Annotated in this window: 26 protein-coding genes; 16 read left to right on the forward strand and 10 right to left on the reverse strand. The window is 65.7% G+C overall.

Going from position 1 to position 24,132, the window contains the following annotated elements; genetic code table 11:
* The gene (locus ACJ7Z0_RS03550; RefSeq protein WP_434788709.1) at positions 1 to 1,029 is read right to left on the reverse strand and encodes an amidohydrolase family protein; all 1,029 of its coding nucleotides are present in this window, start codon (positions 1,027 to 1,029) and stop codon (positions 1 to 3) included.
* Positions 1,030 to 1,230: 201 nt separating this feature from the next.
* On the opposite strand from ACJ7Z0_RS03550, the gene ACJ7Z0_RS03555 reads away from it, so the two are divergent.
* The 5 genes from ACJ7Z0_RS03555 to ACJ7Z0_RS03575 all read left to right on the forward strand — a co-directional run bounded on the left by ACJ7Z0_RS03555 (position 1,231) and on the right by ACJ7Z0_RS03575 (position 5,114).
* Positions 1,231 to 2,508, forward strand: a complete 1,278-nt coding sequence (locus ACJ7Z0_RS03555) for a LysR family transcriptional regulator (protein ID WP_434788710.1) — start codon at positions 1,231 to 1,233, stop codon at positions 2,506 to 2,508.
* A gap of 47 nt (positions 2,509 to 2,555) precedes the next feature.
* A complete protein-coding gene (locus tag ACJ7Z0_RS03560) occupies positions 2,556 to 2,960 on the forward strand; it encodes a nuclear transport factor 2 family protein (protein WP_434788711.1) in 405 nt (134 codons plus the stop codon).
* A 59-nt stretch (positions 2,961 to 3,019) separates the two neighbouring features.
* Positions 3,020 to 3,835: a class I SAM-dependent methyltransferase gene (locus tag ACJ7Z0_RS03565; protein ID WP_434788712.1), complete on the forward strand. Its 816-nt coding sequence runs from the start codon at positions 3,020 to 3,022 to the stop codon at positions 3,833 to 3,835.
* 148 nt (positions 3,836 to 3,983) lie between these two features.
* The gene (locus ACJ7Z0_RS03570) at positions 3,984 to 4,541 is read left to right on the forward strand and encodes a nucleotidyltransferase family protein (protein WP_434788765.1); all 558 of its coding nucleotides are present in this window, start codon (positions 3,984 to 3,986) and stop codon (positions 4,539 to 4,541) included.
* Between the two features lie 18 nt (positions 4,542 to 4,559).
* Positions 4,560 to 5,114 carry a GNAT family N-acetyltransferase gene (locus ACJ7Z0_RS03575; protein WP_434788713.1) on the forward strand — a complete coding sequence of 185 codons (555 nt, stop codon included), beginning with the start codon at positions 4,560 to 4,562 and terminating at the stop codon, positions 5,112 to 5,114.
* A gap of 104 nt (positions 5,115 to 5,218) precedes the next feature.
* Here the strand turns inward: ACJ7Z0_RS03575 and ACJ7Z0_RS03580 are convergent, their stop codons facing one another.
* The 9 genes from ACJ7Z0_RS03580 to ACJ7Z0_RS03620 all read right to left on the reverse strand — a co-directional run bounded on the left by ACJ7Z0_RS03580 (position 5,219) and on the right by ACJ7Z0_RS03620 (position 14,069).
* A complete protein-coding gene (locus ACJ7Z0_RS03580; RefSeq protein ID WP_431122192.1) occupies positions 5,219 to 5,659 on the reverse strand; it encodes a MaoC family dehydratase in 441 nt (146 codons plus the stop codon).
* The gene (locus ACJ7Z0_RS03585) at positions 5,652 to 7,304 is read right to left on the reverse strand and encodes an AMP-binding protein (protein ID WP_434788714.1); all 1,653 of its coding nucleotides are present in this window, start codon (positions 7,302 to 7,304) and stop codon (positions 5,652 to 5,654) included. Before ACJ7Z0_RS03585 ends, ACJ7Z0_RS03580 begins: the two co-directional genes overlap by 8 nt.
* Positions 7,301 to 8,041 carry a nitroreductase gene (locus ACJ7Z0_RS03590; RefSeq protein ID WP_434788715.1) on the reverse strand — a complete coding sequence of 247 codons (741 nt, stop codon included), beginning with the start codon at positions 8,039 to 8,041 and terminating at the stop codon, positions 7,301 to 7,303. The genes ACJ7Z0_RS03585 and ACJ7Z0_RS03590 overlap by 4 nt, the downstream gene beginning before the upstream one ends.
* 161 nt (positions 8,042 to 8,202) lie before the next feature.
* The gene (locus ACJ7Z0_RS03595) at positions 8,203 to 9,222 is read right to left on the reverse strand and encodes an AraC family transcriptional regulator (protein WP_434788716.1); all 1,020 of its coding nucleotides are present in this window, start codon (positions 9,220 to 9,222) and stop codon (positions 8,203 to 8,205) included.
* A 341-nt stretch (positions 9,223 to 9,563) separates the two neighbouring features.
* Complete coding sequence (locus ACJ7Z0_RS03600; protein WP_434788717.1) at positions 9,564 to 10,325, reverse strand: iron-containing redox enzyme family protein; 762 nt, start codon at positions 10,323 to 10,325, stop codon at positions 9,564 to 9,566.
* A gap of 38 nt (positions 10,326 to 10,363) precedes the next feature.
* Entirely contained in the window at positions 10,364 to 11,401 is a 1,038-nt protein-coding gene (locus ACJ7Z0_RS03605; RefSeq protein ID WP_434788718.1) for a radical SAM protein, read from the reverse strand.
* Positions 11,401 to 12,486: a radical SAM family protein gene (locus ACJ7Z0_RS03610; protein WP_434788719.1), complete on the reverse strand. Its 1,086-nt coding sequence runs from the start codon at positions 12,484 to 12,486 to the stop codon at positions 11,401 to 11,403. The genes ACJ7Z0_RS03605 and ACJ7Z0_RS03610 overlap by 1 nt, the downstream gene beginning before the upstream one ends.
* 149 nt (positions 12,487 to 12,635) lie before the next feature.
* Positions 12,636 to 12,854 carry an aroma-sacti cluster domain-containing protein gene (locus ACJ7Z0_RS03615; RefSeq protein ID WP_434788720.1) on the reverse strand — a complete coding sequence of 73 codons (219 nt, stop codon included), beginning with the start codon at positions 12,852 to 12,854 and terminating at the stop codon, positions 12,636 to 12,638.
* Positions 12,855 to 13,568: 714 nt separating this feature from the next.
* Positions 13,569 to 14,069, reverse strand: a complete 501-nt coding sequence (locus tag ACJ7Z0_RS03620) for a DMP19 family protein (protein WP_434788721.1) — start codon at positions 14,067 to 14,069, stop codon at positions 13,569 to 13,571.
* A 140-nt stretch (positions 14,070 to 14,209) separates the two neighbouring features.
* Here ACJ7Z0_RS03620 and ACJ7Z0_RS03625 point away from each other — a divergent pair, with 140 nt between their 5' ends.
* The 11 genes from ACJ7Z0_RS03625 to ACJ7Z0_RS03675 all read left to right on the forward strand — a co-directional run bounded on the left by ACJ7Z0_RS03625 (position 14,210) and on the right by ACJ7Z0_RS03675 (position 24,117).
* A complete protein-coding gene (locus tag ACJ7Z0_RS03625) occupies positions 14,210 to 15,175 on the forward strand; it encodes a LysR family transcriptional regulator (RefSeq protein ID WP_434788722.1) in 966 nt (321 codons plus the stop codon).
* Between the two features lie 99 nt (positions 15,176 to 15,274).
* Entirely contained in the window at positions 15,275 to 16,456 is a 1,182-nt protein-coding gene (locus tag ACJ7Z0_RS03630; protein WP_434788723.1) for a CaiB/BaiF CoA transferase family protein, read from the forward strand.
* A gap of 64 nt (positions 16,457 to 16,520) precedes the next feature.
* The gene (locus ACJ7Z0_RS03635; protein ID WP_434788724.1) at positions 16,521 to 17,534 is read left to right on the forward strand and encodes an AraC family transcriptional regulator; all 1,014 of its coding nucleotides are present in this window, start codon (positions 16,521 to 16,523) and stop codon (positions 17,532 to 17,534) included.
* A gap of 99 nt (positions 17,535 to 17,633) precedes the next feature.
* A complete protein-coding gene (locus ACJ7Z0_RS03640; protein WP_434788725.1) occupies positions 17,634 to 19,136 on the forward strand; it encodes a class I adenylate-forming enzyme family protein in 1,503 nt (500 codons plus the stop codon).
* On the forward strand, positions 19,133 to 19,555 hold the full coding sequence (locus tag ACJ7Z0_RS03645) for a PaaI family thioesterase (RefSeq protein WP_434788726.1): 423 nt from the start codon (positions 19,133 to 19,135) through the stop codon (positions 19,553 to 19,555). The genes ACJ7Z0_RS03640 and ACJ7Z0_RS03645 overlap by 4 nt, the downstream gene beginning before the upstream one ends.
* A 31-nt stretch (positions 19,556 to 19,586) precedes the next feature.
* Positions 19,587 to 20,552 carry a tripartite tricarboxylate transporter substrate binding protein gene (locus tag ACJ7Z0_RS03650; protein ID WP_434788727.1) on the forward strand — a complete coding sequence of 322 codons (966 nt, stop codon included), beginning with the start codon at positions 19,587 to 19,589 and terminating at the stop codon, positions 20,550 to 20,552.
* 17 nt (positions 20,553 to 20,569) lie between these two features.
* On the forward strand, positions 20,570 to 21,388 hold the full coding sequence (locus ACJ7Z0_RS03655) for an SDR family oxidoreductase (RefSeq protein ID WP_434788728.1): 819 nt from the start codon (positions 20,570 to 20,572) through the stop codon (positions 21,386 to 21,388).
* Positions 21,385 to 21,819 (forward strand): PaaI family thioesterase, encoded by a 435-nt coding sequence (locus ACJ7Z0_RS03660; protein ID WP_434788729.1) that lies wholly within the window; start codon positions 21,385 to 21,387, stop codon positions 21,817 to 21,819. Before ACJ7Z0_RS03655 ends, ACJ7Z0_RS03660 begins: the two co-directional genes overlap by 4 nt.
* A gap of 133 nt (positions 21,820 to 21,952) precedes the next feature.
* Positions 21,953 to 23,137 (forward strand): lipid-transfer protein, encoded by a 1,185-nt coding sequence (locus ACJ7Z0_RS03665; protein ID WP_434788766.1) that lies wholly within the window; start codon positions 21,953 to 21,955, stop codon positions 23,135 to 23,137.
* Positions 23,138 to 23,227: 90 nt separating this feature from the next.
* Entirely contained in the window at positions 23,228 to 23,671 is a 444-nt protein-coding gene (locus ACJ7Z0_RS03670; protein ID WP_434788730.1) for a MaoC family dehydratase N-terminal domain-containing protein, read from the forward strand.
* 17 nt (positions 23,672 to 23,688) lie between these two features.
* Complete coding sequence (locus tag ACJ7Z0_RS03675) at positions 23,689 to 24,117, forward strand: MaoC family dehydratase (RefSeq protein ID WP_431122145.1); 429 nt, start codon at positions 23,689 to 23,691, stop codon at positions 24,115 to 24,117.
* Positions 24,118 to 24,132: the final 15 nt, after the last annotated feature.

Here is a 24,132-nt window from a genome sequence, read left to right on the forward strand (position 1 = left end):
TCAGAGCCCCTTGGCGATGAGTGCGCGGTCCAGGCGCGGGTACACGCGGCGTGCATTGCCTTCGAACACCTTGTGCCGCGCCTTCGCGTCGAGCATGGGTGTCGAATCGATATAGCGACGCGTGTCGTCGTAGAAAAAACCTGTCTCCGGATCGATGCCGCGCACCGCGCCGATCATTTCGCTCGCGAAGAGAATGTTGTCGACCGGGATCACGCGGGTCAGCAGGTCGATGCCCGGCTGGTGGTACACGCAGGTGTCGAAGAAGATGTTGTTCAGCAGGTGGTCCTTGAGCAGCGGCTTCTTCATCTCCTGTGCCAGCCCGCGAAAGCGCCCCCAGTGGTAGGGCACCGCGCCGCCGCCGTGCGGAATCACGAAGCGCAAGGTCGGGAAGTCGGTGAACAGGTCCGACGTGAGGCACTGCATGAAGGCCGTGGTGTCGGCGTTCAGGTAGTGCGCGCCGGTGGTGTGGAAGCAGGCGTTGCAACTGGTGCTCACGTGCACCATGGCCGGAATGTCGTGCTCGACCATCTTCTCGTACAGCGGATACCAGTGGCGGTCCGACAGCGGCGGTGAAGTCCAGTGCCCGCCCGAGGGATCGGGGTTGAGGTTGATCGCCACGAAGCCGTATTCGCGCACGCAGCGCTCCAGCTCCGGAATGCAGCTGCGCGGGTCCACGCCCGGCGACTGCGGCAGCATGGCCGCGCCGATGAAGTGGTCCGGGAACAGTTCGCTCACCCGAAAGCACAGCTCGTTGCAGAGGGCGGCCCAGGTCGACGAGGTTTCGAAATCGCCGATGTGATGCGCCATGAAGCTCGCGCGCGGGCTGAAGATCGTCAGGTCGCTGCCGCGCTCCTTCATGAGGCGCAGCTGGTTGCCCTCGATCGACTCGCGCAGCTCGTCGTCGCTGATCCGGAGGTCGGCGGCGCGCGGCTTCAGCGCGGCGTCCGCGAGGCCCGCGATCTGCTGGTTGCGCCAGTTCTCCAGCGCCTTGGGCGCCGTGGTGTAGTGGCCGTGGCAGTCGATGATCATTGGCAGTTCCGTGAATGGCTTGGTGGTGCCGTCGCCGGCACATGAGGGAGTGCGCCAGCCCTTGCGGCAAGTGTGGTTCGCGGGACTGCCGCGTGGGGTGAGTTCGGGTTGGCCTACCATCAGACTTTTTTATCGATCAGGGTTTTCCCCAAATCCTTCAGAACCCTCCGCCGAGAGAACATCTTCAAAAAAGCAAAGCCCGTGCACCCACGAGACAAAGTTATCGACCGGACGCACGCTGGCGCGCTCGGCATCAACCTGCGGCATCTGCGCGCGTTCTCGGCCGTGGCCGCGGCCGGCAGCATCGCCAGGGCCGCGGACGAGCAGCTGTTTCGCGTCGCCTCGGGCGTGACGCGCTCCATCGCCGAGCTCGAAGGCGCGCTGGGCCGGCCGCTGTTCGACCGCGGCTCGCGCGGCATGGCGCTGAACTCGTACGGCGACCTGGTGCTGGTGCGCGCGCGGCGCATCGAGCGCGAGTTCGAGGATGCGCGCGCGCAGCTCATGGCACGCGGCGGCATCGGCGCCTCCGCCGACGTGCATTCGCTCTTCGCGTCGATCCTCAACGGCAGGCGCCTCGCGGTGATCGCAAGCCTGGTGGAGAAGCGCAACATGCCGGCGGTCGCGCGCGAATTCGGCATCACCCAGCCCGCCATCAGCCGCGCGCTCAAGGACCTCGAAGGCGGACTCGGCGTCGCGCTGCTCGAGCGCAGGACACGCGGCCTCGTGCCCACGCCGGCGGGCGAGATCGTGGCCTTCTACTTCAAGCGGGTGCTCGCGGAGCTGCGCCACATCGGCCCGGACATCGCGGCCAGCGAGGGCATGCTGCAGGGCAGCGTGAACGTGGGCGCGCTGCCGCTCGGGCGCACGCAGATCCTGCCGCTGGCCATTGCCTCGCTGCTGGCGCGCCATCCGGGGCTGCACATCGCCACGGTCGAAAGCCCCTACGACGCATTGGCGGCATCGCTGCGAAGCGGCGACATCGACTTCATTCTCGGCGCGCTGCGCAGCGGCGCCGAGGCCGGCGACCTGCAGCAGGAAGCGCTGTTCGAAGACCGCATCTCGGTGATCGCGCGCGCCGGCCATCCGCTCGAGCGCGCCGCGCGCGTCGACTTCGATGCCCTGCGCCAGGCCACATGGGCGCTCTCGCGGCATGGCACGCCCTCGCGCGAATTGCTCGAGCGCTTTTTCTCCGCCGCGCGGCAGGCGCCTCCCATTCCCGCGGTGGAGACCGGCGACCTTGCCGTGCTGCGCGGCCTGCTGCTCGAAAGCGACATGCTCACCGCGATCTCGGCCCACCAGCTGCGCTACGAGATCCGCGACGGCAGCCTCGTCGTGCTCGACTTTCCGCTCGACGAAACGCGACGCGAGATCGGGCTCACCCAGCGCCTCGGCGCGTTCCCCTCGCCGGGCGCGCGCGCGCTGATGGAGGAGATCCGCGCGGTGGTCCGCCGCTCGCCCGATTTCCACATGCCAAGCTGAATCAGTACACTGAACACCCGCGCGAAGGCTCTGCAGAGGTGCCCATCATGCAAATCGCGATTCCCGAAATGACCACGGACGTGCTGCAAGCATTTGCCGACGCGTGGAATCGCCACGATGTCGATGCCCTCATGTCGTTCATGACCGACGATTGCGTCTTCGAATCGTCTGCTGGCGCCGATGCCTGCGGCACCCGATACGTCGGCGTCGAGGCCGTGCGAGCCGGTTTCGCGGAGGTCTGGGCCGTCTTTCCCGATGCCCACTGGGGCAACGCGCGCCACTTCGTCCACGGAGACCGCGGTGTATCGGAGTGGACGTTTACCGGAACGCGCACGGACGGCACGCGCGTTGAAGTCCAAGGCTGCGATCTGTTCACTTTTCGGGCCGGCAAGATCCTGCTGAAAAACTCCTACCGCAAGAACCGCCTGTCCCCTGCCGCGCCAACGCGCTGAGATGAGATGTAGCCGGCAAGCTGCCAAGCGTACCGTTCAGAACCTCGAGGAGATCTCATATGGCTGAGAGCGACAAGGTGTTCGCGGGCTCGATCCCGAAGTTCTACGACACGCTGATGGTCCCCCTGATCTTCGAGGCCTATGCCTCCGACATGGCGGAGCTTGCCGCGGCCTCCTCGCCCGGCTCGGTGCTTGAAACGGCGGCCGGCAGCGGCGTGGTCACGCGGGCGCTTGCACCAAGGCTCGGCGCCAATGCGCGCTACGTGGTGACCGACCTCAACCAACCCATGCTGGACTATGCCGCGAGCCGCCAGGGGCCCGACGGCCGCATCGAATGGAAGCAGGCGGACGCGCTCGACCTGCCGTTCGAAGATGCCTCGTTCGACGTCGTTTGCTGCCAGTTCGGCGCGATGTTTTTTCCCGACCGGGTCGCCGGCTACACCGAGGCGCGTCGCGTACTGAGGCCAGGCGGTCGCTTTGTCTTCAATGTCTGGGACCGCATCGAAGACAACGCCTTTGCCGACGACGTCACCAACGCCGTGGCCGCGGTCTTTCCGCACGACCCGCCGCGATTTCTCGCCCGCACGCCGCACGGCTATCACGACGTCGCACGGATCCGCGAGGAACTGAGCCGCGCAGGATTTGTCGACATCCAGATCGAGACGCGCGAGAAGACGAGTCGCGCACCCTCGGCACGCGACGCTGCAACCGCCTATTGCCAGGGAACGCCGCTGCGCAACGAAATCGAGGCGCGCGACGCCAGCTTGCTCCAGCTCGCGACGGACCGTGCCACGGAAGCGATCGCCAGCCGCCATGGCAAGGAAGGCCCGGTGGCCGGCAAGATTCAGGCGCACGTGATCGTGGCAGCGCGATAGCGGAGTCCCGGGTTCCTCTGCTCATTGATGAAGCTCCAGGCCGCAATGGCTGCAGTCGGCCCACGAGCTGACCTGCGCTGCGTCCGCCGACTACCATCGAGACATGACTTTCAGCCTCAAGACGGACCATGAGCAGAGGCTTGCTGCAATGGTGTCTGCATCCGACGAATTGATGGCCGCCTTGCGAGTCGTCCGCTCGCTCGGACTGCGATCTTGGTGCATCGGCGCCGGGGCCATCCGGTCTCTGGTGTGGGACACCCTTCATGAGTTCGACCAGCGCTCGGCCGTCGAAGACATCGATGTCGTCTACTTCGACGCGGAGGCTGGTCCAGAGCAGGATGCAGAGTTCGAGAACCGGCTTCATTCGGCCATGCCAGGCTTTCATTGGGAGGTAACGAATCAGGCAGGCGTGCATCGTTGGTTTGCCTCCGCCCTCGGTCAGGCGGTGCCGCCTCTCTCATCCCTGGAAGAAGGCGTTGCGACGTGGCCGGAATATGCGACCTGTGTCGGTGTCTACCTGAACGAGGGCGAGTCGTTGGGCGTGGTCGCCCCGCACGGGCTTGATGACCTGTTCGAGCTGCGTGTTCGGCACAACCCGCTCCGGGCAAGCGTCGCGACCTACCGGCAGCGGGTTGCGGCGAAACGGTTTGGTGAACGGTGGCCTCGGCTTTCGATCGACACAGCCTCGGGCCAGAATGCCGCCTGACATTCGATTGCACCTTCGATGGCCTACCAACCTGCAACGTCGTTCCCGGACTTCATCGAGACCGCCCGCCTGAAGCTTCGCCCACCACATGTTGACGATGCACAGGCGATGTTCGACTCATACACCCAGGATGCGGACGTAGCTCGGTGCATGGTCTGGCGGCCGCATTCCTTCCTGGAGACCACACGCGAATTCATTGCCGACTGTGTCGCTCAGTGGGACGCTGGCACCACCCTTCCATACGTCGTCACTCTGAAGTCGAACGGCCAACTCATCGGCATGCTCGACGCACGTCTCCATGGTCATATCGTCAACATCGGCTACGTGCTCGCACGCAGCCAATGGGGTCAAGGCCTGATGGTCGAGGCCGTACAAGCGTTTACTGCTCACGCCCTTGGTGCGCCAGAAATTTTTCGCGTCGAAGCGACCTGCGACGTTGACAACCGATCCTCCGCTCGAGCTCTGGAGAAAAGCGGCTTCCTGTTGGAGGGCCGGCTTGCCCGCCACACGATTCATCCGAACATCTCCGATGAACCACGCGACTGTTTTATCTACGCAGCGTGCCGGCGGTAGTCATCCGGCTTGCCGTCATTGGGAAACATGCGTGGATGGTTATGTCGTTCTCCCTCGATGGCTGTCGTCACCGCGGAATTCATGACGGTCGCCGAAAGCGGTCGTCAATCAGGCGTGAAAAGGACTGTGCCGTGAGCGAGAACGCTGGTCCGGTCGTCTGCGCCCTTCATTGAGCCTTGCAATTCGAGGATGCAGCCGCCCTTCGGGTGGGCTGCAATCGAAGTCACGTTCCATTCGATGGAAACCGTCTCGCTCGCCAGCACGGGACGCAGCAAATCCACCGAGAAGTTGATCCCCAGCACATTTCCCTTCTTGGCAAAGTGACTGGCCGTCAACCCCATCAACAAAGACGTGGCGTGAGTTCCGCTTGCAATCAAACCACCGAAACGCGTGCCTCGTGCGAACTCCACATCATGGTGCAGAGGGTTCTCGTCTCCTGCAGCCAGTGCAAATGTCCTGACTTGCTCTTCGTCGAAGGTATGGAATCGCGAGAAACGATAGCCGGGTCCGATGGGTGCAACGGCAGCGATTTCGAACTCAACCATGGCTCGCGAGCCTGGTGATGGCTTCCTGGCTCCCGGCCTGCTGGCGGAGCCGGAACTTCTGGATCTTCCCCGTGGCCGTCTTCGGCAAGCTGCTGAATATCACGCGGCGCGGACACTTGAAGTGGGCCAGCCGTTCACGGCAAAACAAGATGATCTCTTGCTCGGAGGGCGCCGCAACGCCTGCCTTGAGCTCGATGAACACGCACGGCACCTCCCCCCATTTTTTGTCGGGCTGGGCGACCACCGCAGCATGCAAGACCGCCGGGTGTCCATGGACAACATCCTCGACTTCAACGGAAGAGATGTTCTCACCGCCGGAAATGATTACGTCCTTTGAACGATCGGTAATCTGCGCATACCCGTTGCCATGAAGGACGGCGACGTCGCCGGTTCGAAACCAGCCGTTGGCGAGCGCTCCGCGCGTTGCGGCCTCGTTCTTGAAGTACCCCATCATCACCGTGTTCCCGCGCAGCATCAGCTCCCCCGCGGTTTTCCCGTCGTGAGGGACCGGATCCAGCGTGTCCGCATCGCCGACCATGAGGCCTTCGAACATGGCGGCTCGCACGCCCTGGCGCACACGCAGCATGCCTTGCTCGGCCGGCGGAAGGTCGTCCCAGCCGTCTTGCCACACACAACCTACCGGCGTACCGGAAACCTCTGTGATGCCATACACGTGCTCCACATCGAACCCCATGGCCAAGACGGCGTTCAGCACCGCAAGCGGAGGCGGAGATCCCGCGGTCAGTACGCGTACGGCACGAGGCAGCTTGCTGTTTTGCGCCGAATCCGCGAGCATGGCCATCACGACCGGCGCTGCACAGAGATGATCGATCTGGTGCTTGTCGATGGCCTCCAGCACCGCGTCGGCGGAAACCCGGCGCAGGCAGACATGGGTGCCCGCGGCCGCGGTCACGGCCCAGGTGAAACACCATCCATTCGCGTGGAACATGGGCAGCGTCCACAGGTACTTTGGCGCCCGGGGCATCGCCCAGTTCGTGATCTGCAGCAGGCTCATGAGGTAGGTGCCGCGGTGGCTGGCGACTACACCCTTTGGATCTCCTGTCGTACCGGACGTGTAGTTCAGGGCGATGGGTTGCCACTCGTCGTTCGGCCATCGGCCGGGAAAGTCCGGGTCTCCGCTAGCCAGCAAACATTCGTAGTCGGTCTCGCCAATGCATTCACCGGGCGGCGCGAGGTGGTCGTTGATGTCGATGACAGGAGGAGGCTTGTCCAGAAGCTTCAAGGCGGCGGCAACCGTTCCGGCGAACTCGCGGTCGACCATCAGCAACTTGCATTCGCCGTGGCGCAGGATGAACGCGATCCCTTCAGGATCCAGGCGGTGGTTGATCGCGTTGAGCACGGCGCCTGCCAAGGGTACGCCGAAGTGCGCTTCCAGCATGGCGGGCGTGTTGGGCGACAGCACTGAAATGGTGTCTCCTGGCTGGATGCCCCTGCTCACCAGCGCCGACGCAAGGCGATGGCAGCGCTCTCGGGTCTGCTCCCACGTTCGCGACAAATCGCCGTGCACCACAGCCAGGCGTTTCGGATGTGCCAGGGCGGCGCGATCGAGAAAGCCGAGTGGAGTCAGCGGCACATGATTGGCCTCGCAGCGATCGAGGCCTTTTCCATAGGATTCTGCGCTCATGCTTTTGTCTCCTTTGCATTGTTGTGGAATGTCGTGAATGCGGCAACCGGCTCACGCTCCGTGGCGAGCGAGTTTTCGATCGCGGACTCGTCGACGTAGCCCAAGCTCATGCCGCAGACAAGCATCTGGTCGGCGGGAAGTTGCAGGAACTCGGCGATCTGGCGGTGAAACTTCAGAAAGGCGGCTTGAGGGCAGGTGTGAAGGTTCCGGCCTCGCGCGGCGACCATCACGCTTTGCAGGAACATGCCGTAGTCCAGCAGGCTTCCTTCCTGGAGCTCGCGGTCTACCGTAAAGAACAAGCCCACGGGCGCATCGAAGAACCGGTAGTTGCGCCCGTGTTGCATGTGCATGCGCTGCTTGTCGCCCTTGGCGATGCCAAGCAACCCATAGAGATCCCAACCCACCTTGCGGCGCCGCTCCAGGTAGGGAGAAAACCATTCGCGCGGATAGTAGTCGTAGGGCTCAAGCAGTTCCCCCGCTCTTCCGGGGTCGTCGTCGAGCGCTGCAACCGCAGCGGACAGGCCGGCCTTCACAGGCCCGGTCAGGACATGTACATGCCAAGGCTGCATGTTCATGCCGGAAGCGCTGTAGCGCGCGGTCGAGAGAATCGCTTCGATCTCTTCTTGTGGCACTGGCTCGGGCAAATACGCCCTCACGCTGCGTCGGGTGGCAATTGCCCAATCGACCGCACTTTGCAGCATTTCTGCACTGAGCGGTGGCGCCATCATTCGATTCATTCCTGGGTCCCTTGCCTCAAACAAACTCGTGGCGCCGCGGGTGCGACGGCGAGAGGAGATTAGTTCTGCAAGGGCTCGGCGCCCATGCCCGGACGCCTCGATTCGAGCGGGGCTTTTGGGCATGCGAGCGCCCTCTTTGGTGGACCCCAGAAGTCCGGCGCCTACTCTTGCGTGGGGGGAGAGGAGCGATAGGCTCCCGGGCTGACGCCTGTCCATTTCTTGAAGGCGCGATGGAAAGCGCTTGTTTCCTGGAATCCGGTTCGGGCGGCAACCTCAGCCACCGTCAACGACGCGCTCGACAACAGATCGATGGCGATGTCCCGCCGCAGATCGTCTTTCACCCGCTGGTAGCTCATGCCCTCTTGTTGCAAGCGGCGCTGGAGCGTGGTGCCGGAAACGCAGAGCTCTTGCGCCAGCTTCTCCAGCTCCGGCCACGCATCGGGCATCTGGCCGCGCAATCGGTTGCGTACCTGCGCACCGGTACTCGCGTCGTTGCGGTACTTGACCAGCAAATTGGCAGGTGCTGCCCGCAGAAAGTTGTCGACTGTCTCTGGAGATTCCGCGATCTTCAAATCCAACAGATCGCTTGCGAAGGTGATGTGCGTGGTCTTGCCGTTGAATTTGACGTTCTCGCAGAATCGCGTGCGGTAGTGGCTGTCATCACCGGGTGGCGGGCATCGGAACTGCATCTCGCGCAGGGGAATGCGCCTGTGCACGAGCCAGCATGCCAACCCATGAACAAGAATGAACCAGGTGCCATAGCCAAACAGCCGGCGCAGCACGCCGCCGTCATGCAGGATCAGGCAGGCCTCATCCGCCGAGCGCACCAGTTCCCCACGGAAGTCGTCCAATGTCGCGTGGAGGAACCTGAGGGTCCGGCGCAGCGCGTGCTCCAGGTTTTCGGCGCTGACCGCCGCGCGTGTCATGAGTGCGTAGCTACCACGGCGAAGTCCGTGGCTGTCCAGGCCGAAGAACTCATCGTCCATCAAATCGGCCAAAGCCACCCACATGCGTGAGTACGCAGCCGCTGAGATGCGAGCACGCGGCGCGTTCAGCAGCTCGCGATCGAGCTTCGCACTTTCAAGGACACTGCTGATGTCCATGTTCCGGAGCGCCGCGGCGTGAATCGCCTCGTGCACCAACTCAATGGAAACTGTTCCCTTCAAGCCTGCTGACTTCATACGAACTCGCCAAAGAATCGTTGATTGGGACGAGCCCTTTATACGCGCGTATTGCGTCGCACGAGACAGCCACAGGCCGGGACGTCGTATGCCTAGCGAGGCCCTCAAGCGCGAACTGGCAGAGCACCGCTGATGCCTGGCGCCGCGGTGAAGGCACTGACGAGGTCCTGAGGCGGGTCGCCGTTTCCCGAATCTCGAACAAGTCTTGAACGAACTCCGTGCACGGGAGCCCATCTTTTATCGTCGGGAATTCGGGACCAGTCGTGGAGATCTTCTTCGAATGACGGCTGACGACTTCTGGGAGATCGGTGCGAGTGGCAGGATTTACGAGCATGAGTTCGTTATCTCTGAACTTCTGGAGCGGTGAGCCCAGCCGAGCGATGCACTGGCTTGCATCGCTCGGCGATCTGCCTCAGCACATCGATCCCCATCTGCAGGGTGTGCAATGCGCTGAGACCGATCATCCGTTCATGCCTTGGCGTGAGCGGTAGGTTGTCAATCAGCGCGATGAATTCGCGACGATGATGCTGGTCAAGTACCTCATGGCGTGCAATTGCGCGAAAAGCAGAGGGTGCAAAGCCAGTGACGGCAGCGAGGTGGTTCGCAAAACCGGTTGGGGGATGATTGCATTCCATTGCAGCGATATGGCCAAGCAGCGAGACGGGGTGATAGTGGTGCAACCAGTAGTACTGCGCACCAACCATCGAAGCGATCACGGGCGAAGGAATAGCATGCATCACGTCTTGGTCCGGGTCGCCGGTGGCGGCAAGGTCTTCGCGCAGCCATTCGTCATGACCCTTCTCCTCCAACGCATGGCTTGCGTAGTACCCAGCCAGCCGTTCGCACAGCGGATCGGATGCGCGAAGTCGGGCCTGTGCCTCTGCTGCAGTCAATAGAGGCACCGCTGAGCGAACCACCATGTGCATGGTCCGAAGGTAGATCGGATAGGCCACTCTGGCACGCTCTGGCATCCACAAGCAGTGGGCATAGTGCTGCATTGTTGGCATGGCTTGGGCGATCTTGCGCAGAAGGCGCTCACTGGGCTTACCCTGTGCTGTGCAACGGCCGCCATCCTGCGCGGGAATGAACTCTTCTGCATGCATGGCTCATCTCCTTCTCGACGTTTTTGGTGACCAGGCTTTCAAGTCGTGTGCTCTACTGGTCCGGGGTCCGGCACAAGCCGGTCTATCAGAGTCATCAGGCGATCGGGCTCGCTGCGGTCGGGCATGCGCTCGAAGACTTTCCAGCAGAGTTCGCAATTGCTGCTGAAGCGCTCGCGGGCAAGCGCCTTGAGCTTGGGGTGCTGTACGACGACACCCAAGCCCGCGGTACCAATCGCGTGCAAAAGCGGGTCGGCCGCAAAACCCTCCACTGCCGCGTCGATGGCGCTGGCATCGGAGCAAGGCTGACGAAGCCGCTTCGGCCCCTGACCCATGATCACACCCTCATTGCAGCAGCCGGTGACCACACCGTCGTAGCGCAGCATCGGCGAACGCGCAAGGGCGCAGGCGCCGAAAGATTCACCCCGAGACCAGGCAATCCGCGCGAACATGCCCTGGCCACGACCGTTGTCGAGTGGCTGCACCAGGTTCAGTTCGGCCTGCGATTGCCAATCGTTTCCCAGCGCGCGGGCCAGCAAAGATCGGGCTCGAGCCTCACCGTCACCGTACGCAACAACCTGTACGACCAGCGACGAACCCGCACGCACGATCGTTCTTGCGGCACGTACGAACTGTTCGTCACCGACGCCGGTGGCGTGGAAAGCATCAGTACTCAAATAGATGCAGGCGCACTCGCGCAGAACCTCCTCGATCCAAACTGGCACGACCCTTGTCTGCGCCCACACGCCGCTGGTGAAAACCACGAGCTGCTTGCCCGCAGCACGCAACCGCTCGGTCGCCATGCGCAGACCTTTGCGCTCGACGAAGGGTTCGCCACCGGAAATTCCGATGATCTCGATACCAATCCGTGCGCCGAGCCAGTCGAGGATCTGGTCGAACAGTACAAAATCCCGGATCGTCGGACTGTCGGGCCGCGAATCGACCGAACAGTGGTCACAGTTCACTGGGCAGCGATCGGTGATGAACAACAGCATGGAGCGGCTGCGTTGGTGACGCACAGCCTCGATCTGCGCATGCGTGAGCTTGCGGCGTGGCGATGGCTTGGTGATCGCGGTCATCACGTGGCTCCGAGCAGCGCGAGGTCGGCATAGCGCGCAACGCCGTTGCGGCGGGCGAATGCGAGGGCACCACCTTGTCGAATCAGCTCACCGGCTGCCGCTTCAAGCACTCGCGTAGATTGCTTCTGCATCGAAATCGCGATGCTGGCCCGCACGCGTTCCTCCACCAGCGCGTCACCACTCATCGCCATGCAAGTGCGACATCCCGCGGCACACCCACTCGGGTGCATCTCGGCACGCGCGGCCAAGTAGTCCGGGCCATAGAGTCGGATCGCGCGCATCATGCTCGACTCGAGCGTGCGCTCGCGTATCTGCGCCCAGGTATGCGTCGACGCATGGCCAAGCACCAAGTGCCCAGGCATCCGGTCCATGGCGTCATCGTTGCCGCAGGCCACGATGCGGCCATCGAAACCCATCACCGGCCAGGCAGCCATGGTGCAGGGCTGGGCTTCGACACGCGCAGGGCGCTTCGTCATGACCATCGGTGTCCAAGCTCGCGCACGGCCAAAGCTCGCGACTTGGTTCACGAGCATCGGTATGTGTATGCCGAAGTGGCGTCGGACTGCGGCGATACGCGTAGTGAGGTAGGGATCGTCCGCATCGCGGCCAACGAGGTGGATGCTCAAGTCCTTGCCATCATCGAGCAATGTGCGCAGAACGCGCCTGACGTTCGGCCAGGGCACCTCAGCCTCGTGAAAGGCATCCAGGCTCGCGGAGAAATGATCAACGGCGTCGATGGCAGCCCGAATGGGCGCCGGTATCTTCGTACCGTCATGAGCACGCGCGAAAAAGAGGCCGGAGAGCACCGAGCTTGTCGTCCCGCAGCGCCGCGCACTCTTCGCGAGCGCGCTTACCAGCGCGGGACGCAACAGCGCTTCGCCGCCCGACATCGCCAGGATGGCTGGACGGCTCTCGTGCGAAAAACTCGCGACGAAGCGCTTGAACAGCAGTTCGGGATGCTGCTCACTGGTCATCGAGGATTGCGTGGAACAGTGTGCGCAATGCAGCGGGCACCGACGAGTCAGCCCCATGGAGATTCCAGCGGCTGGGACGCTGCGCCAGTTCAGGATTTCAGCGAGATGCATCATGTACTCCTTCTTGCGTTGCCTGCAGGTGATGACGCGGCGTGCCCAAGGCGCAATGTGCGGCGCGCGGCGACGGAAGCTGAAAACGGGGCGGCGGCTTGAAGTCGCCGCCCCCAGCCCTGCCCGTGCGGCTCAGGCGCAGGCGACGCCTACCAGACGAAGCCGCCCACCGTGTCGGCAGCCTTCTTCAGTGCGTCGGTCAGGCCACTGTTGAGCTTGGACTTGATGTCCGCAAGGACCGCAAGTTCGTCGTCGTCGAGCAGAGCGACCTGCGACTTCAGTTCGTCGTTGAGCGCCTCTACCTGGACGGCCGAATTGCGCAGTCGCACCGCCCGAGCTGAAGAAATCGCCTTGTTTTCTGAAACCATGATTGAACTCCGTCAAGATGCTCCGGCATGCGGAGCGTGGGTTGAATGAACATCGAACTCTCCCGCCCTTGAAGCAGCGAATCACAGGACGCCGGCTGCCATGCAGACTCACCATCTCACTGGCAATTGAAGGCTAGCTCTCACCTGCAGCTTGTTCAATGAAGCAATCGGACTATCCCTATGTGCACGAATGTATGAAGCGACCCGCGCGCGATGCCTGACTGGGTGTTGCGCGGGTCGCGAACAAATGAAGCTTTGGAACTACACCCGGCAAGTGTCATGCGACGCGTGCAGCACCCACGAAGAGGCAGCTTCATGAGCCTGGGACAAGCCTGCCCGATTCAGTATTGAATGAGCGGGCGCGAAGCGCTTGCGCTCACCTGCCGAAGGCGAACGTCTTTTGAATGTTGTCGAGAGGAAAGACGAAGAAACGCGTTGACGGGCGATGGCCTCGCGAAGGTGCCCAGTTCAATGCGTGAGTGCTTTGGCACTATCGGCAAGAGACCCTCGTTTTGATTCGCTCCGCCCCACGTTGCGTATCAAACGTCACTACGCGCCACATGACACCTCCCCGTTTGCCATAGGTCAGAGGACGCATGGGGTCTGCGCGGACGGCTCATCGAAGCAGCTCACGGATCCAGGTGGCGCACCCGGTCGCGGCACTCAAGAGATGCGACTCGCAGGAACTCTTGCAATCCAACGGCGAAGAACGCCTTAACCCTCAACGTAAAAGTAGCGGTCTGCGTTCTCGCAGAGATGCCTGACCAAGTGGGGAATACGCTCCCAGTCGTCCTTGTAGGGATTGTCCACCGCGTTGTACTCCGCCTCGACTCGATCGTGGTCGAGCGGCGTCTTGGCGTACTGCTCGAGCACGCGCCGAAGCGCTACGGCCTCCTCAGACATGCCGACTTCAGCATAGCTCGCAGCCGCGACATGGACCAGCGCCTGGCCCGAATTGCGCATACCCGTCGTGAATCCTTCGCCCGCCCGGCTCTGCTCCCAGATGAAGATCGAGTACACGATCCTGTAGCCAGGTGGGAGTTGATCGAGCAGTTGGTCGGGGTCGCGGACGTCCAGTTCCGTCGCCAACTGGTACATCCCTTCCTCCGGGATTCCCTCGCTGTCCGACTGCCAGAAGGGAGAAACATCCGAGTGAGCTGAACTGGAGGCCTCTTCGACCATCCCCAGAACGAGCGCTGGAATGATGCGGGTCATCTATGCCTTTCTTGATTCGCCGTAAGCGTTTTGGTCATGCGATTCTGGCATCGGCCCCACATAGTGCCCGCGCGGGCGGATGACTTGCGCCACGCCCAGTTGCTGAAGGATTCAAAACCCGCCGATTGATAATCCTTGCCATGCCCATCAACGAGCTTCGGTCCATCACCATCTTCGCGAAGATCGCGGAGCTGGGCAGCCTGCGCAAGGCCGCGGAGGCGCAGAACATGACGCCCCAGGCGGCCAGCCAGGCGCTTGCGCAGCTGGAGCAGCACCTGGGCGTGCGGCTGTTCCATCGGACGACGCGCAGCGTGGCGCTGACCGACGCCGGCCGGCAGCTTCTCGATGCCTCGATGCCGGCCGTGGCCACGCTGCAGCAGGCCCTGGCAATGACGCGAAGGACCACCGAGGAGATTGCCGGGCCTTTGCGGATCGTGGGGCCGCGGTCCGTGTTCGCACGCGTCTTCTGGCCCCTGCTCGATGAATTCTGCCGCCTCTATCCGGATGTGCAGCCCGACGTGGAGCTGGACGATCGCATCGGCAACTGGGTCGAAGACCGGGTGGACGTCGGCTTCAGGATCGGCGTTTCCCCCGCGGAAGGGGTCATCGCACGCAAGCTCTTTCCGCTGCAGCTGATCATCTGCGCGGCTCCTGCCTACATCGCGCGGCATGGTGCGCCCGACTGTGTCGACGCGCTGGCTTCGTACCCGTGCAGCGCATTTCGCAGTCCCGCCACCGGGCGCGTAATCCCTTGGCGGATCAAGACCGAGAAGCGCTTCGAGGAGCACCAGATCGAGCCCTCCCTGTGCGTCAACGACGAAGAGCTCGAAACGCAAGCCGTGCTCGCGGGGCATGTGATGGGACAGCTCACGGCCGTGGCCGCGGCTTCGCACATCCGCGCCGGACGCCTGGTGCCGCTGCTCACCCAGCATGTCGATGAGCAGGTGGGCACCTTCATCTACTACGGCAGCAGGGCCGCGCAGCCGGCTCGCGCGCGGGCGTTCATCGACCTTGCCGTGAAGCGCCTCGCGGGAAATTCCGAGTGGGTCCTGACGGCCGAAGAACTTCGCGCCGCGGAAGCCAGGGGCCGCAAGGCTGCCGGTTGAAGCTGGCCGCACGCATGCGGCCCCTGACGCTTTTCGCCAATCGCCCGGAGCGGTGCTGCCATTGCCGCGATGCCCCGCACCGCCTAGATTGCAGGGCACATGACCTCTTTCCCTGAATCCACGGCGAGCGCATCCAAGGGTGCGCCGCTCGCAGGCGTGCGCGTGCTCGACCTGACCCGCCTGCTGCCGGGACCGCTTGGCACCATGCACCTGGCCGACCTCGGCGCCGACGTCGTCAAGATCGAAGACACCGGCGCCGGCGACTACGCGAGCCCCTCGGTGCGCGCGCTCGTCAACCGCAACAAGCGTGCGATCCGCATCGACCTGAAGCACGCGCAAGGCGTGGCCACGCTGCTTCGCCTGTGCCGCGATGCCGACGTGCTGGTGGAGGGCTTCCGGCCCGGCGTGATGCAGCGGCTCGGCGTGGGCTACGAAGCGGTGGCGGCGGTGAACCCGCGCATCGTCTACTGCAGCATCAGCGGCTTCGGCCAGACCGGCCCGCTGTGCGACACGCCGGGGCACGACCTGAACTACGCGTCGCTCGCTGGCGTGGCCGACCAGATCGGCAATGCCGCGGGCCCTGCCCTGTCGAACCTGCCCGTGGCCGATCTGCTGGGCGGCACCATGACCGCGGTGGCAGGCATCCTGGCCGCGCTGTTCGATGCCGCGCGCAGCGGACGCGGACGGCATGTCGACATCGCCATGGCCGACGGCGTGCTGGCCCACGCGGTGCTGCCGCTGGCCGGCCTGCACCAGCACGGCCAAGTGGCGCGCGTCGGCCAGAGCGCGCTGACGGGCGCCCTTGCCTGCTATGGCTACTACCGCACGGCCGACGACCGGCAGGTGGCGGTCGGCGCGCTGGAGCCGAAGTTCTGGCACGACCTGTGCCGCCTGCTCGAGCGCCCTGACCTCGCCCCGCTGCACCGCAGCGGCGATGCAGCCACCGAGGAGCGTTTGCGCACCGAACTGGCGGCCATCTTCGGCGCGCGGCCGCTCGCGCACTGGCGCGGCCTGTTCCATGACGGCGTGGGCTGCGTGACACCGGTGCTGCGCATCGACGAGACACTGGAACATCCGCATTTCCGCGCACGCGGCATGCGCGTTGCGGCCGATGATGCGGCGGCGCCGCAACTCGGCTGTCCCATCAAGATGACCGGCTTCGAGCCCGCTGTTCCGCGGCCCGCCCCGCGCGCCGGCGAGCACACCGACGAGATCCTGCGACAGGCCGGGCTCGACGCATCGGCCGTGGCCGAACTGCGGGCGGCCGGCGCCATCGATTGAGGCGCTTTCTCCCGCGGGAGCGCTGCCTACAATCCCAACGGCCGAGACGCCGCGGCCGCCACCGATGACGCACACCCACCACACCGTTGCCATCCAGCAGGTGCACAGCATCCTGATGGGCGCGCGCCATCGCGGCATCGACGCGGCGCGCGTGCTGGCGCGGGCCGGCATCGCGCCCTCGCTGCTGGAGTCGCCGCTCGCGCGCATCTCGCAGCGCCAGTACGCATTGCTGATCCGCGCGCTGCGGCGCGAACTGCGCGACGAAATCTGGGGCCTGCTGAGCCGGCCGCTGCCGCCCGGCAGCTTCGGCCAGTGCATGCGCCAGCTGGTGCGCTGCGCCACGCTCGGCGAGGCCCTGCGCGACGGCTTTGCCGCGTATCACCTGCTGCTGCACGACTTCGTGCCGCGCCTCACCGTGCAGGGCGGCAGCGCGCACGTGCAGTTCGTGCTGCGCCGCGCCTCCGATGCGCGGCTGGACTACGCGGTGAAGGCCTTCATGCTGTTCGCCTTCAACGCCTCCTCATGGCTGGTGGCGCGCCGCATTCCGCTGCTCGAGGTCGACTACACGGCCGAACAGACCAACACCGAGACCTCGCGTGTCTACCAGGTGCCGATCCGCTACGGCCAGGCGCACGTCGGCATGTCGTTCGAGGCCCGCTGGCTCGATCTGCCGGTGGTGCAGTCGCCGCAGAGCCTGCGCGAATTCCTCGCCGGATCGCCGGCCAACCTGATCGTGAAGTACCGCGACACCAGCAGCCTCACCGAGCGCATCCGCCGGCTGCTGCGCAAGGGCCTGGGCAGCGAGCTGCCATCGCTCGAGGAAGTGGGCGATGCGCTCGCCGTCACGCCGCAGACGCTGCGCCGGCGGCTGCGCGACGAAGGCCGCGGCTTCCAGCAGATCAAGGACGAGCTGCGGCGCGACGCCGCCGTCGAATACCTGCTGCACACGCCGCTGCCGCTGCTCGACATCGCCAACCGCGTGGGCTTCTCGGAAGCCAGCACCTTCCACCGCGCCTTCAAGCAGTGGACCGGCGTGGCGCCCGGCGAGTACCGGCTCGCGCACGCCTCCGAACGCTGAGCGGTTTCGCCAAGCCCTTTGGCGCTTCCCGCCATGGGTGCGGCGCGCGGTGCGCCATAAGCTGTGCCGCATCTTCGTTACCAGCCGGCGGCTTCCATCGTGTACCTGACCCAAGGCCTGCATCGCGCGCTCCAGCGCAACTCCGACACGGCTGCGCTCACCCACGTCAGCGACAGCGGCGTGCGCCGCCAGACCCATGCGCAGCTGGCCAGCGGCGTGGCCCGACAGGCGGCCGCGCTGGCGCGGCGCGGCATTGCGCGCGGCGACCGCGTAGCGCTGCTCGCACCCAACAGCGACCAGCTGGTGCGGGCCATCCTCGCGTGCTGGTGGCTGGGCGCCGTCGCCTGCCCCCTGAACATCCGCTGGAGCACGCCCGAACTCGCGCATGCGCTGCAGGACAGCGCAGCCTCGCTGCTGCTGGTCGACGAGAGGTTGCAGGCGCTCGCGCCGGCCGGCGAGACCGCGCTGCTGCGCCTGGCCGCGCTGGAAGACGAAAGCGCCACGCTGGAGCCCTTGGCCGACACGCGCACCGGCGGCGACGCGCTGGCCGCCATCCTCTATACCGGCGGCACCACCGGCCGCTCCAAGGGCGTGATGCTGAGCCACGCGAACTTCTGGACCGCGTCGATGACGCGCGGCGCCGAACTCAACAATGCGCCCGATTCGGTGTCGCTGCTGGTGGCACCGCTGTTCCACGTCGCCGGGCTCGGCCGCCTGGTGGGCCAGCTGATCGTCGGCGGCAGCTGCGTGACGATGGCGCAGTTCCGGCCCGCGGCGGTGATCGAGGCCATTGCCGAGCACCGCATCGGCGACATCATCGTGGTGCCGAGCATGCTGCAGTCATTGCTGGACGATCCCTCGTTCACGCCGGAGCGGGTGCGCAGCCTCACGCGCATTGCCTTCGGCGCCGCGCCGATGCCGCCCGACCTGCTCGACCGCGCGCTGGCCGCCTGGCCGCATGCCGAGTTCTTCCAGGCTTACGGCCTCACGGAAACCGCGGGTGCGGTGTGCATCAACATGCCGGCCAACCACCGGCCCGAGACTCGCGCGCTCGGCCGGCTGAACGCCGTCGGCCGCGCCGGACTCGGCGCCGAGATCATCGTCGCGGACGAGAGCGGCCGCGAGCTGCCGCGCGGCGAGGTAGGCGAGATCCTGGCGCGCGGTCCCATGGTGATGCAGGGCTACTGGCGCAACCCCGAGGCCACGGCCGCTGCGCTGCGGGGCGGCTGGCTGCGCACCGGCGATGCCGGCCGCATGCTGGACGACGGCTACCTGTTCATCGTCGACCGCCTCAAGGACATGATCATCAGCGGCGGCGAGAACGTCTACTGCGCCGAAGTGGAGGCCGCGCTGCGCAGCCATCCGCAGGTGCGGCAGGCAGCAGTCATTGGCGTGCCCGATGCGCGCTGGGGCGAGGCGGTGCACGCGGCGGTGGTGCTTGCCGAAGGCAGCGCCGCCACGGCCGACGAGCTGCGTGCCTGGTGCCGCGAGCGTCTGGCCGGCTACAAGTGCCCGCGCGGCATCAGCTTCATGCACGAGCTGCCGCTGTCGGCCGCGGGCAAGGTGCTGAAGAACGTGCTGCGCGAGCGGGTGCAGACATGATGAAACCCGTCACGGGCGCGGACCGCCGCAACCTGTTCGGCCAGGTGCCGTTCATGCGCCTGCTGGACGCGCGCCGCGAGTTCTCCGAAGGCGGGCGCGCGCGGCTCGTTCTCGACGAGCGGGCCGAGCTCGGCAACGTCATCGGCGCCGTGCATGGCGGCGTGCTGGTCACGCTGCTCGACGTGGTCATGGCCAGCGCCGCCGTGTCGCTGTTCGACTTCGAACGCACCGCCGTCACGCTCAACCTCAACACCAGCTTCCACGAGCCGGGCCGCGGCCGCCTCACGGCCGACGGCGAAGTGGTGCAGCACGACGCCAGCGTGGCCTGGTGCCGCGCCTCGGTCACCGATGCGGGCGGCCGCGTGGTCGCGCGTGCGCAGGGCTCCTTCCGCTACCTGCCGCTGCCGCAGGCCGCCTGACCCGCAATTTCAAACGACAGGAGACAACACCATGACGAAGATGCATCGCCGCGCGGCCCTGGCCGCACTGGCCGCCTGCGCGCTGGCCGCGCCGCTGGCGCAGGCTGCCGACCCCTACCCGCACAAGCCGATCCAGCTGGTGCTGCCATTTCCGCCCGGGGGCTCCTTCGACCCGATCTTCCGCACGCTGGCCGAAGCCGCCTCCAAAGACCTGGGCCAGCCCATCGTGCTGATGCACAGGCCGGGCGCGGGCGGCGTCACCGGCACCGCCTCGCTGGCGACCATGAACGACGCCGACGGCTACACGATCTCGGTCATGCACAACTCGGTGATCCGCGCGCCGCTGGTGCAGAAGGTGACCTGGGACCCGCTCAAGGACTTCACTTACCTGATCGGGCTGGCCGGCCTCACCACCGGCATCGTCGTGGCCACCGACGCGCCCTGGAAGTCGCTGCCCGAGCTGCTGGCCGACGCCAAGAAGCGTCCCGGCGCCGTCAGCTGGGGCAACGTCGGTGCGATCAGCATCAACCGCATCTACGCCGAGCGGCTTGCCAAGCAGGCAGGCACCTCCTTCAACCTGGTGCCCTACAAAGGCGGCAGCGAGGCCTTCCAGGCGGTGATCGGCCGCCATCTCGACGTCTACGGCGACCCCGGCTTCGGGCCCCAGGTTCAGGGCGGCAAGGTGCGCCTGCTCGCCACCTTCACCGCGGAGCGCCTGAAGCGCTACGACGCGCCGACCGTGAAGGAGCTGGGCCATGACATGGTGATCGAATCACCGGTGGGCCTGGTGGCGCCGAAGAACCTCGACCCGAAGATCGCCGCCAGGTTGCACACGGCCTTCAGCAAGGCTGCGACGGACCCCGCCTACCTCCAGCAGCTGGAGCTGTTCGACATGCAGCCCAAGCTGATGAGCGGCGAAAGCTACGCCGACTACGCCCGTGCCCAGTTCGAGCGCGAGCGAAAGATGCTGGCCGAGATCGGCTTCAAGCCGGAGTGACAGGAGCAATGAACCCCATGGACTTTTCCGCATTCGACTTCAAGGGCCGCCACGTGGCCGTGGCCGGTGGCTCCAGCGGCATCAACTTCGGCATCGCGCAGGCCTTCGCGCGCGCCGGTGCCCGCCTCACGGTGCTCAGCCGCTCAGCCGACAAGGTAGCGACGGCCGCGCAGCAGCTCGAGGCCCTCGGCACGGAGGCGCTCGGCATATCGGCCGACGTGCGCCAGCCCGAGGCGCTGGAACGCGCGTTCGCAGCGGGCGCCGAGCGCTTCGGACCGATCGACGTGCTGGTTTCTGGCGCCGCGGGCAACTTTCTCGCGAGCGCGCTCGACATGTCGCCCAACGCCTTCAAGACGGTGGTCGACATCGACCTGCTGGGCAGCTTCAACGTCGCCCGGCTGGCGCATGCGCACCTGCGCAAGCCCGGCGCCTGCGTGATCCAGATCTCCGCCGGGCAGGCCTTCACGCCCACGCCCTTCCAGGCCCACGTGTGCGCGGCCAAGGCCGGCGTCGACATGCTGACGCAAGTGCTGGCGCTGGAGTGGGGTCCGCAGGGCATCCGCATCAACTCCATCGTGCCGGGCCCCATCGCCGACACCGAGGGCCTGAAGCGGCTCGCACCCACCGACGACACCATGGCCGCGATGGCGCAGCGCGTGCCGCTCAAGCGCCTGGGCCGCATCGAGGACATCAGCCGGATGGCGATGATGCTGGCGAGCGACTGGGGCTCCTACATCACGGGCGCCGTCATTCCCGTGGACGGCGGCCTCGCGCTGACCGGGCCGCGCGACTTCACCGCGGCGGCTGCCGCCTCGAAGCGGGGAGCCGCGCCATGAGCCTGCACCTTGCGAGCGCGACGCCGGAAGGCGACGACCGGCCGCGCAGCGGACCGCAGCGCTACGTGCCCTTCTCCGAGCACCTTGGTCTCAAGGTCGAGCGGGCCGAAGGCGGCGAATCGCTGGTGTCGGTGGCGTTGCGCCCCGAGCTGCTGAACAACCACGCCAACGGCCATGGCGGCGTGCTGATGACCCTGCTCGACAGCGCCATGGCGCATGCCGCGCTCTCGCGCGTCGACTACGCGCGCGAGGTCGTCACCGTCGACATGCACATCGCCTTCATGCGGCCGGCAAGCGGGCTGCTGCAGGCCGAGGGGCGTGCCACCGGCGGCGGCCGCTCGGTGTGCTTTTGCGAAGCCACCGTGACCGACGCCAGCGGCGAAGTGGCGGCGCGCGCCATGGGCACCTTCCGCTACCGCGACCCGGCGTGAGCGCGCCGCCAAGGGTGTGCCAATGAGCGTTTCGGCCAATCGTTTTGGGCCGATCCGCGATTGTTGATGCCGGCGCATCGGCCGAGACTTCATTCATCGTCACCGCATCCCATCAGGAGTTTCAATGACACGTATGCAGCGCCCCGTCCATGTGGTCGGCGTGGGCATGATTCCCTTCACCAAGCCCGGTGCCAGCGACCCCTACACCGTGATGGGTGCGCGCGCCGCCAAGCTCGCGCTCGACGATGCCGGCGTCGACTATTCGCTGGTGCAGCAGGCCTATGTCGGCTATGTCTATGGAGACTCCACCGCCGGGCAGGCCGCCATCTACGGCGTCGGCCTCAGCGGCATTCCGGTCTTCAACCTCAACAACAACTGTTCCACCGGCTCCAGCGCGCTGTTCCTCGCGCGCCAGGCAGTCGAAAGCGGCATGGTCGAATGCGCGATTGCGCTCGGCTTCGAGCAGATGCAGCCCGGCGCGCTCAAGGGCGCCTACGACGACCGGCCCTCGCCGATGGCGCGCTTTGCCGACGTGATGTCCGAGAAGCAGGGCTACATTCCCGAAGCACCGCGTGCCGCGCAGTTCTTCGGCGGCGCCGGCCGCGACTACATCGCGCAGCACGGCATCCGCCGCGACACCTTCGGCCGCATCTCGGTGAAGGCGCGCCAGCACGCCGCGCGCAACCCGCTCGCGGTGTTCCGCCAGACGCTGACGCTCGACGAGGTCATGGCCTCCCCGCTGGTGTTCGATCCGCTCACGCGCTTTCAATGCTGCCCGCCCACCTGCGGCGCGGCTGCGGCCATCGTCTGCTCGGCCGAGTTCGCGGAGAAACACGGCCTCGACATGCGCGTGGTGATTGCCGCGCAGGCCATGACCACCGACACGCCCTCCACCTTCGAGAGCAAGGACATGCGCAAGCTGGTCGGCTACGACATGACCGCCGCTGCGGCCCGGCAGGTGTACGAAGACGCCGGCATCGGCCCCGAGGAACTGGACGTGGTCGAGCTGCACGACTGCTTCACCGCCAACGAACTCATCACCTACGAGGCGCTGGGCCTCACGCCCGAGGGCACGGCCGAGCGCTTCATCGTCGAGGGCGACAACACCTACGGCGGACGCGTGGTGACCAACCCTTCGGGCGGCCTCCTGTCCAAGGGCCATCCGCTCGGCGCCACCGGGCTCGCGCAGTGCGCGGAGCTGGTGTGGCAGCTGCGCGGCCGCGCGGAGCAGCGCCAGGTCGAAGGCGCACGCCTCGCGCTGCAGCACAACCTGGGCCTGGGCGGCGCCTGCGTGGTCACCCTCTACCAAGCGGTTTGACATGCTAGCCCCCACGCTTGTCACTTCGTGTACTGCGCTGCCCCCCGAGGGGCCTCCAGCCGCCTTGGGGCGGCCCGGCGGTGGCTGGTCATGATCGACCGCCGCCACATCGGCCACACCCTGCCGCCCTTCCAGGTGGAAGTGGAAAAAGGCCGCCTGCGCTTCTTCGCCAAGGCCACGGGCCAGACCGATCCCATCTACACCGACGAGGCCGCCGCGCGCGATGCGGGACATCCGGGCCTGCCGGTGCCGCCCACTTTCTTCTTCTGCCTCGAGATGGAGGCGCCGAACCCGGCCGCCATTCGCGAGCTGCTGGGCATGGACTACCGCAGCCTCCTGCATGGCGAGCAGGGCTTCAGCTACTACACCATGGCCTACGCCGGCGACACGCTGACCTTCCGCCAGCGCATCGAGGACATCTACGACAAGAAGAACGGCGCGCTCGAGTTCGTCGTGCGCAAGACCCGCGTCAGTAACCAGCAGGGCGAACTGGTGGCCGAACTGCGCTGCGTGACGGTGGTGCGCAATCAATGAATGACCGGAACCTCGCGATGACCCACGCCACCCTTCCCGACTGGAACGCGCTGCAACCCGGCGACGCCCTGCCCCCGCTGGAACTGCCGCCGATCAGCCGGCTCGACCTGGCGCTGTACTGCGGCGCCTCGGGCGACCACAACCCGATCCACGTCGACATCGACTTTGCCAAGTCCGCAGGCATGCCCGACGTATTCGCACACGGCATGCTGTCGGCGGCCTGGCTCGCGCGGTTGTTGACCAATTGGGTGCCGCAGCCTGCGATCCGTTCGCTCGACGTTCGCTTTGCCGCCCTCACCCATGTGGGCGAGCGCATCAGCTGCACCGGCACGGTCGCCGAGAAGTTCGACCGCGAGGGCCGGCGCAGCGTGCTGCTCAAGGTCGCAAGCGCCAATGCGAACGGCGTTATCAAACTGAGCGGCGAGGCACTCGTCGCCTGGCTCTGACACACCCCCGAGGAG

The sequence above is a fragment of the Variovorax palleresanus genome, assembly GCF_051144945.1.
GTDB lineage: Bacteria > Pseudomonadota > Gammaproteobacteria > Burkholderiales > Burkholderiaceae_C > Variovorax > Variovorax paradoxus_S.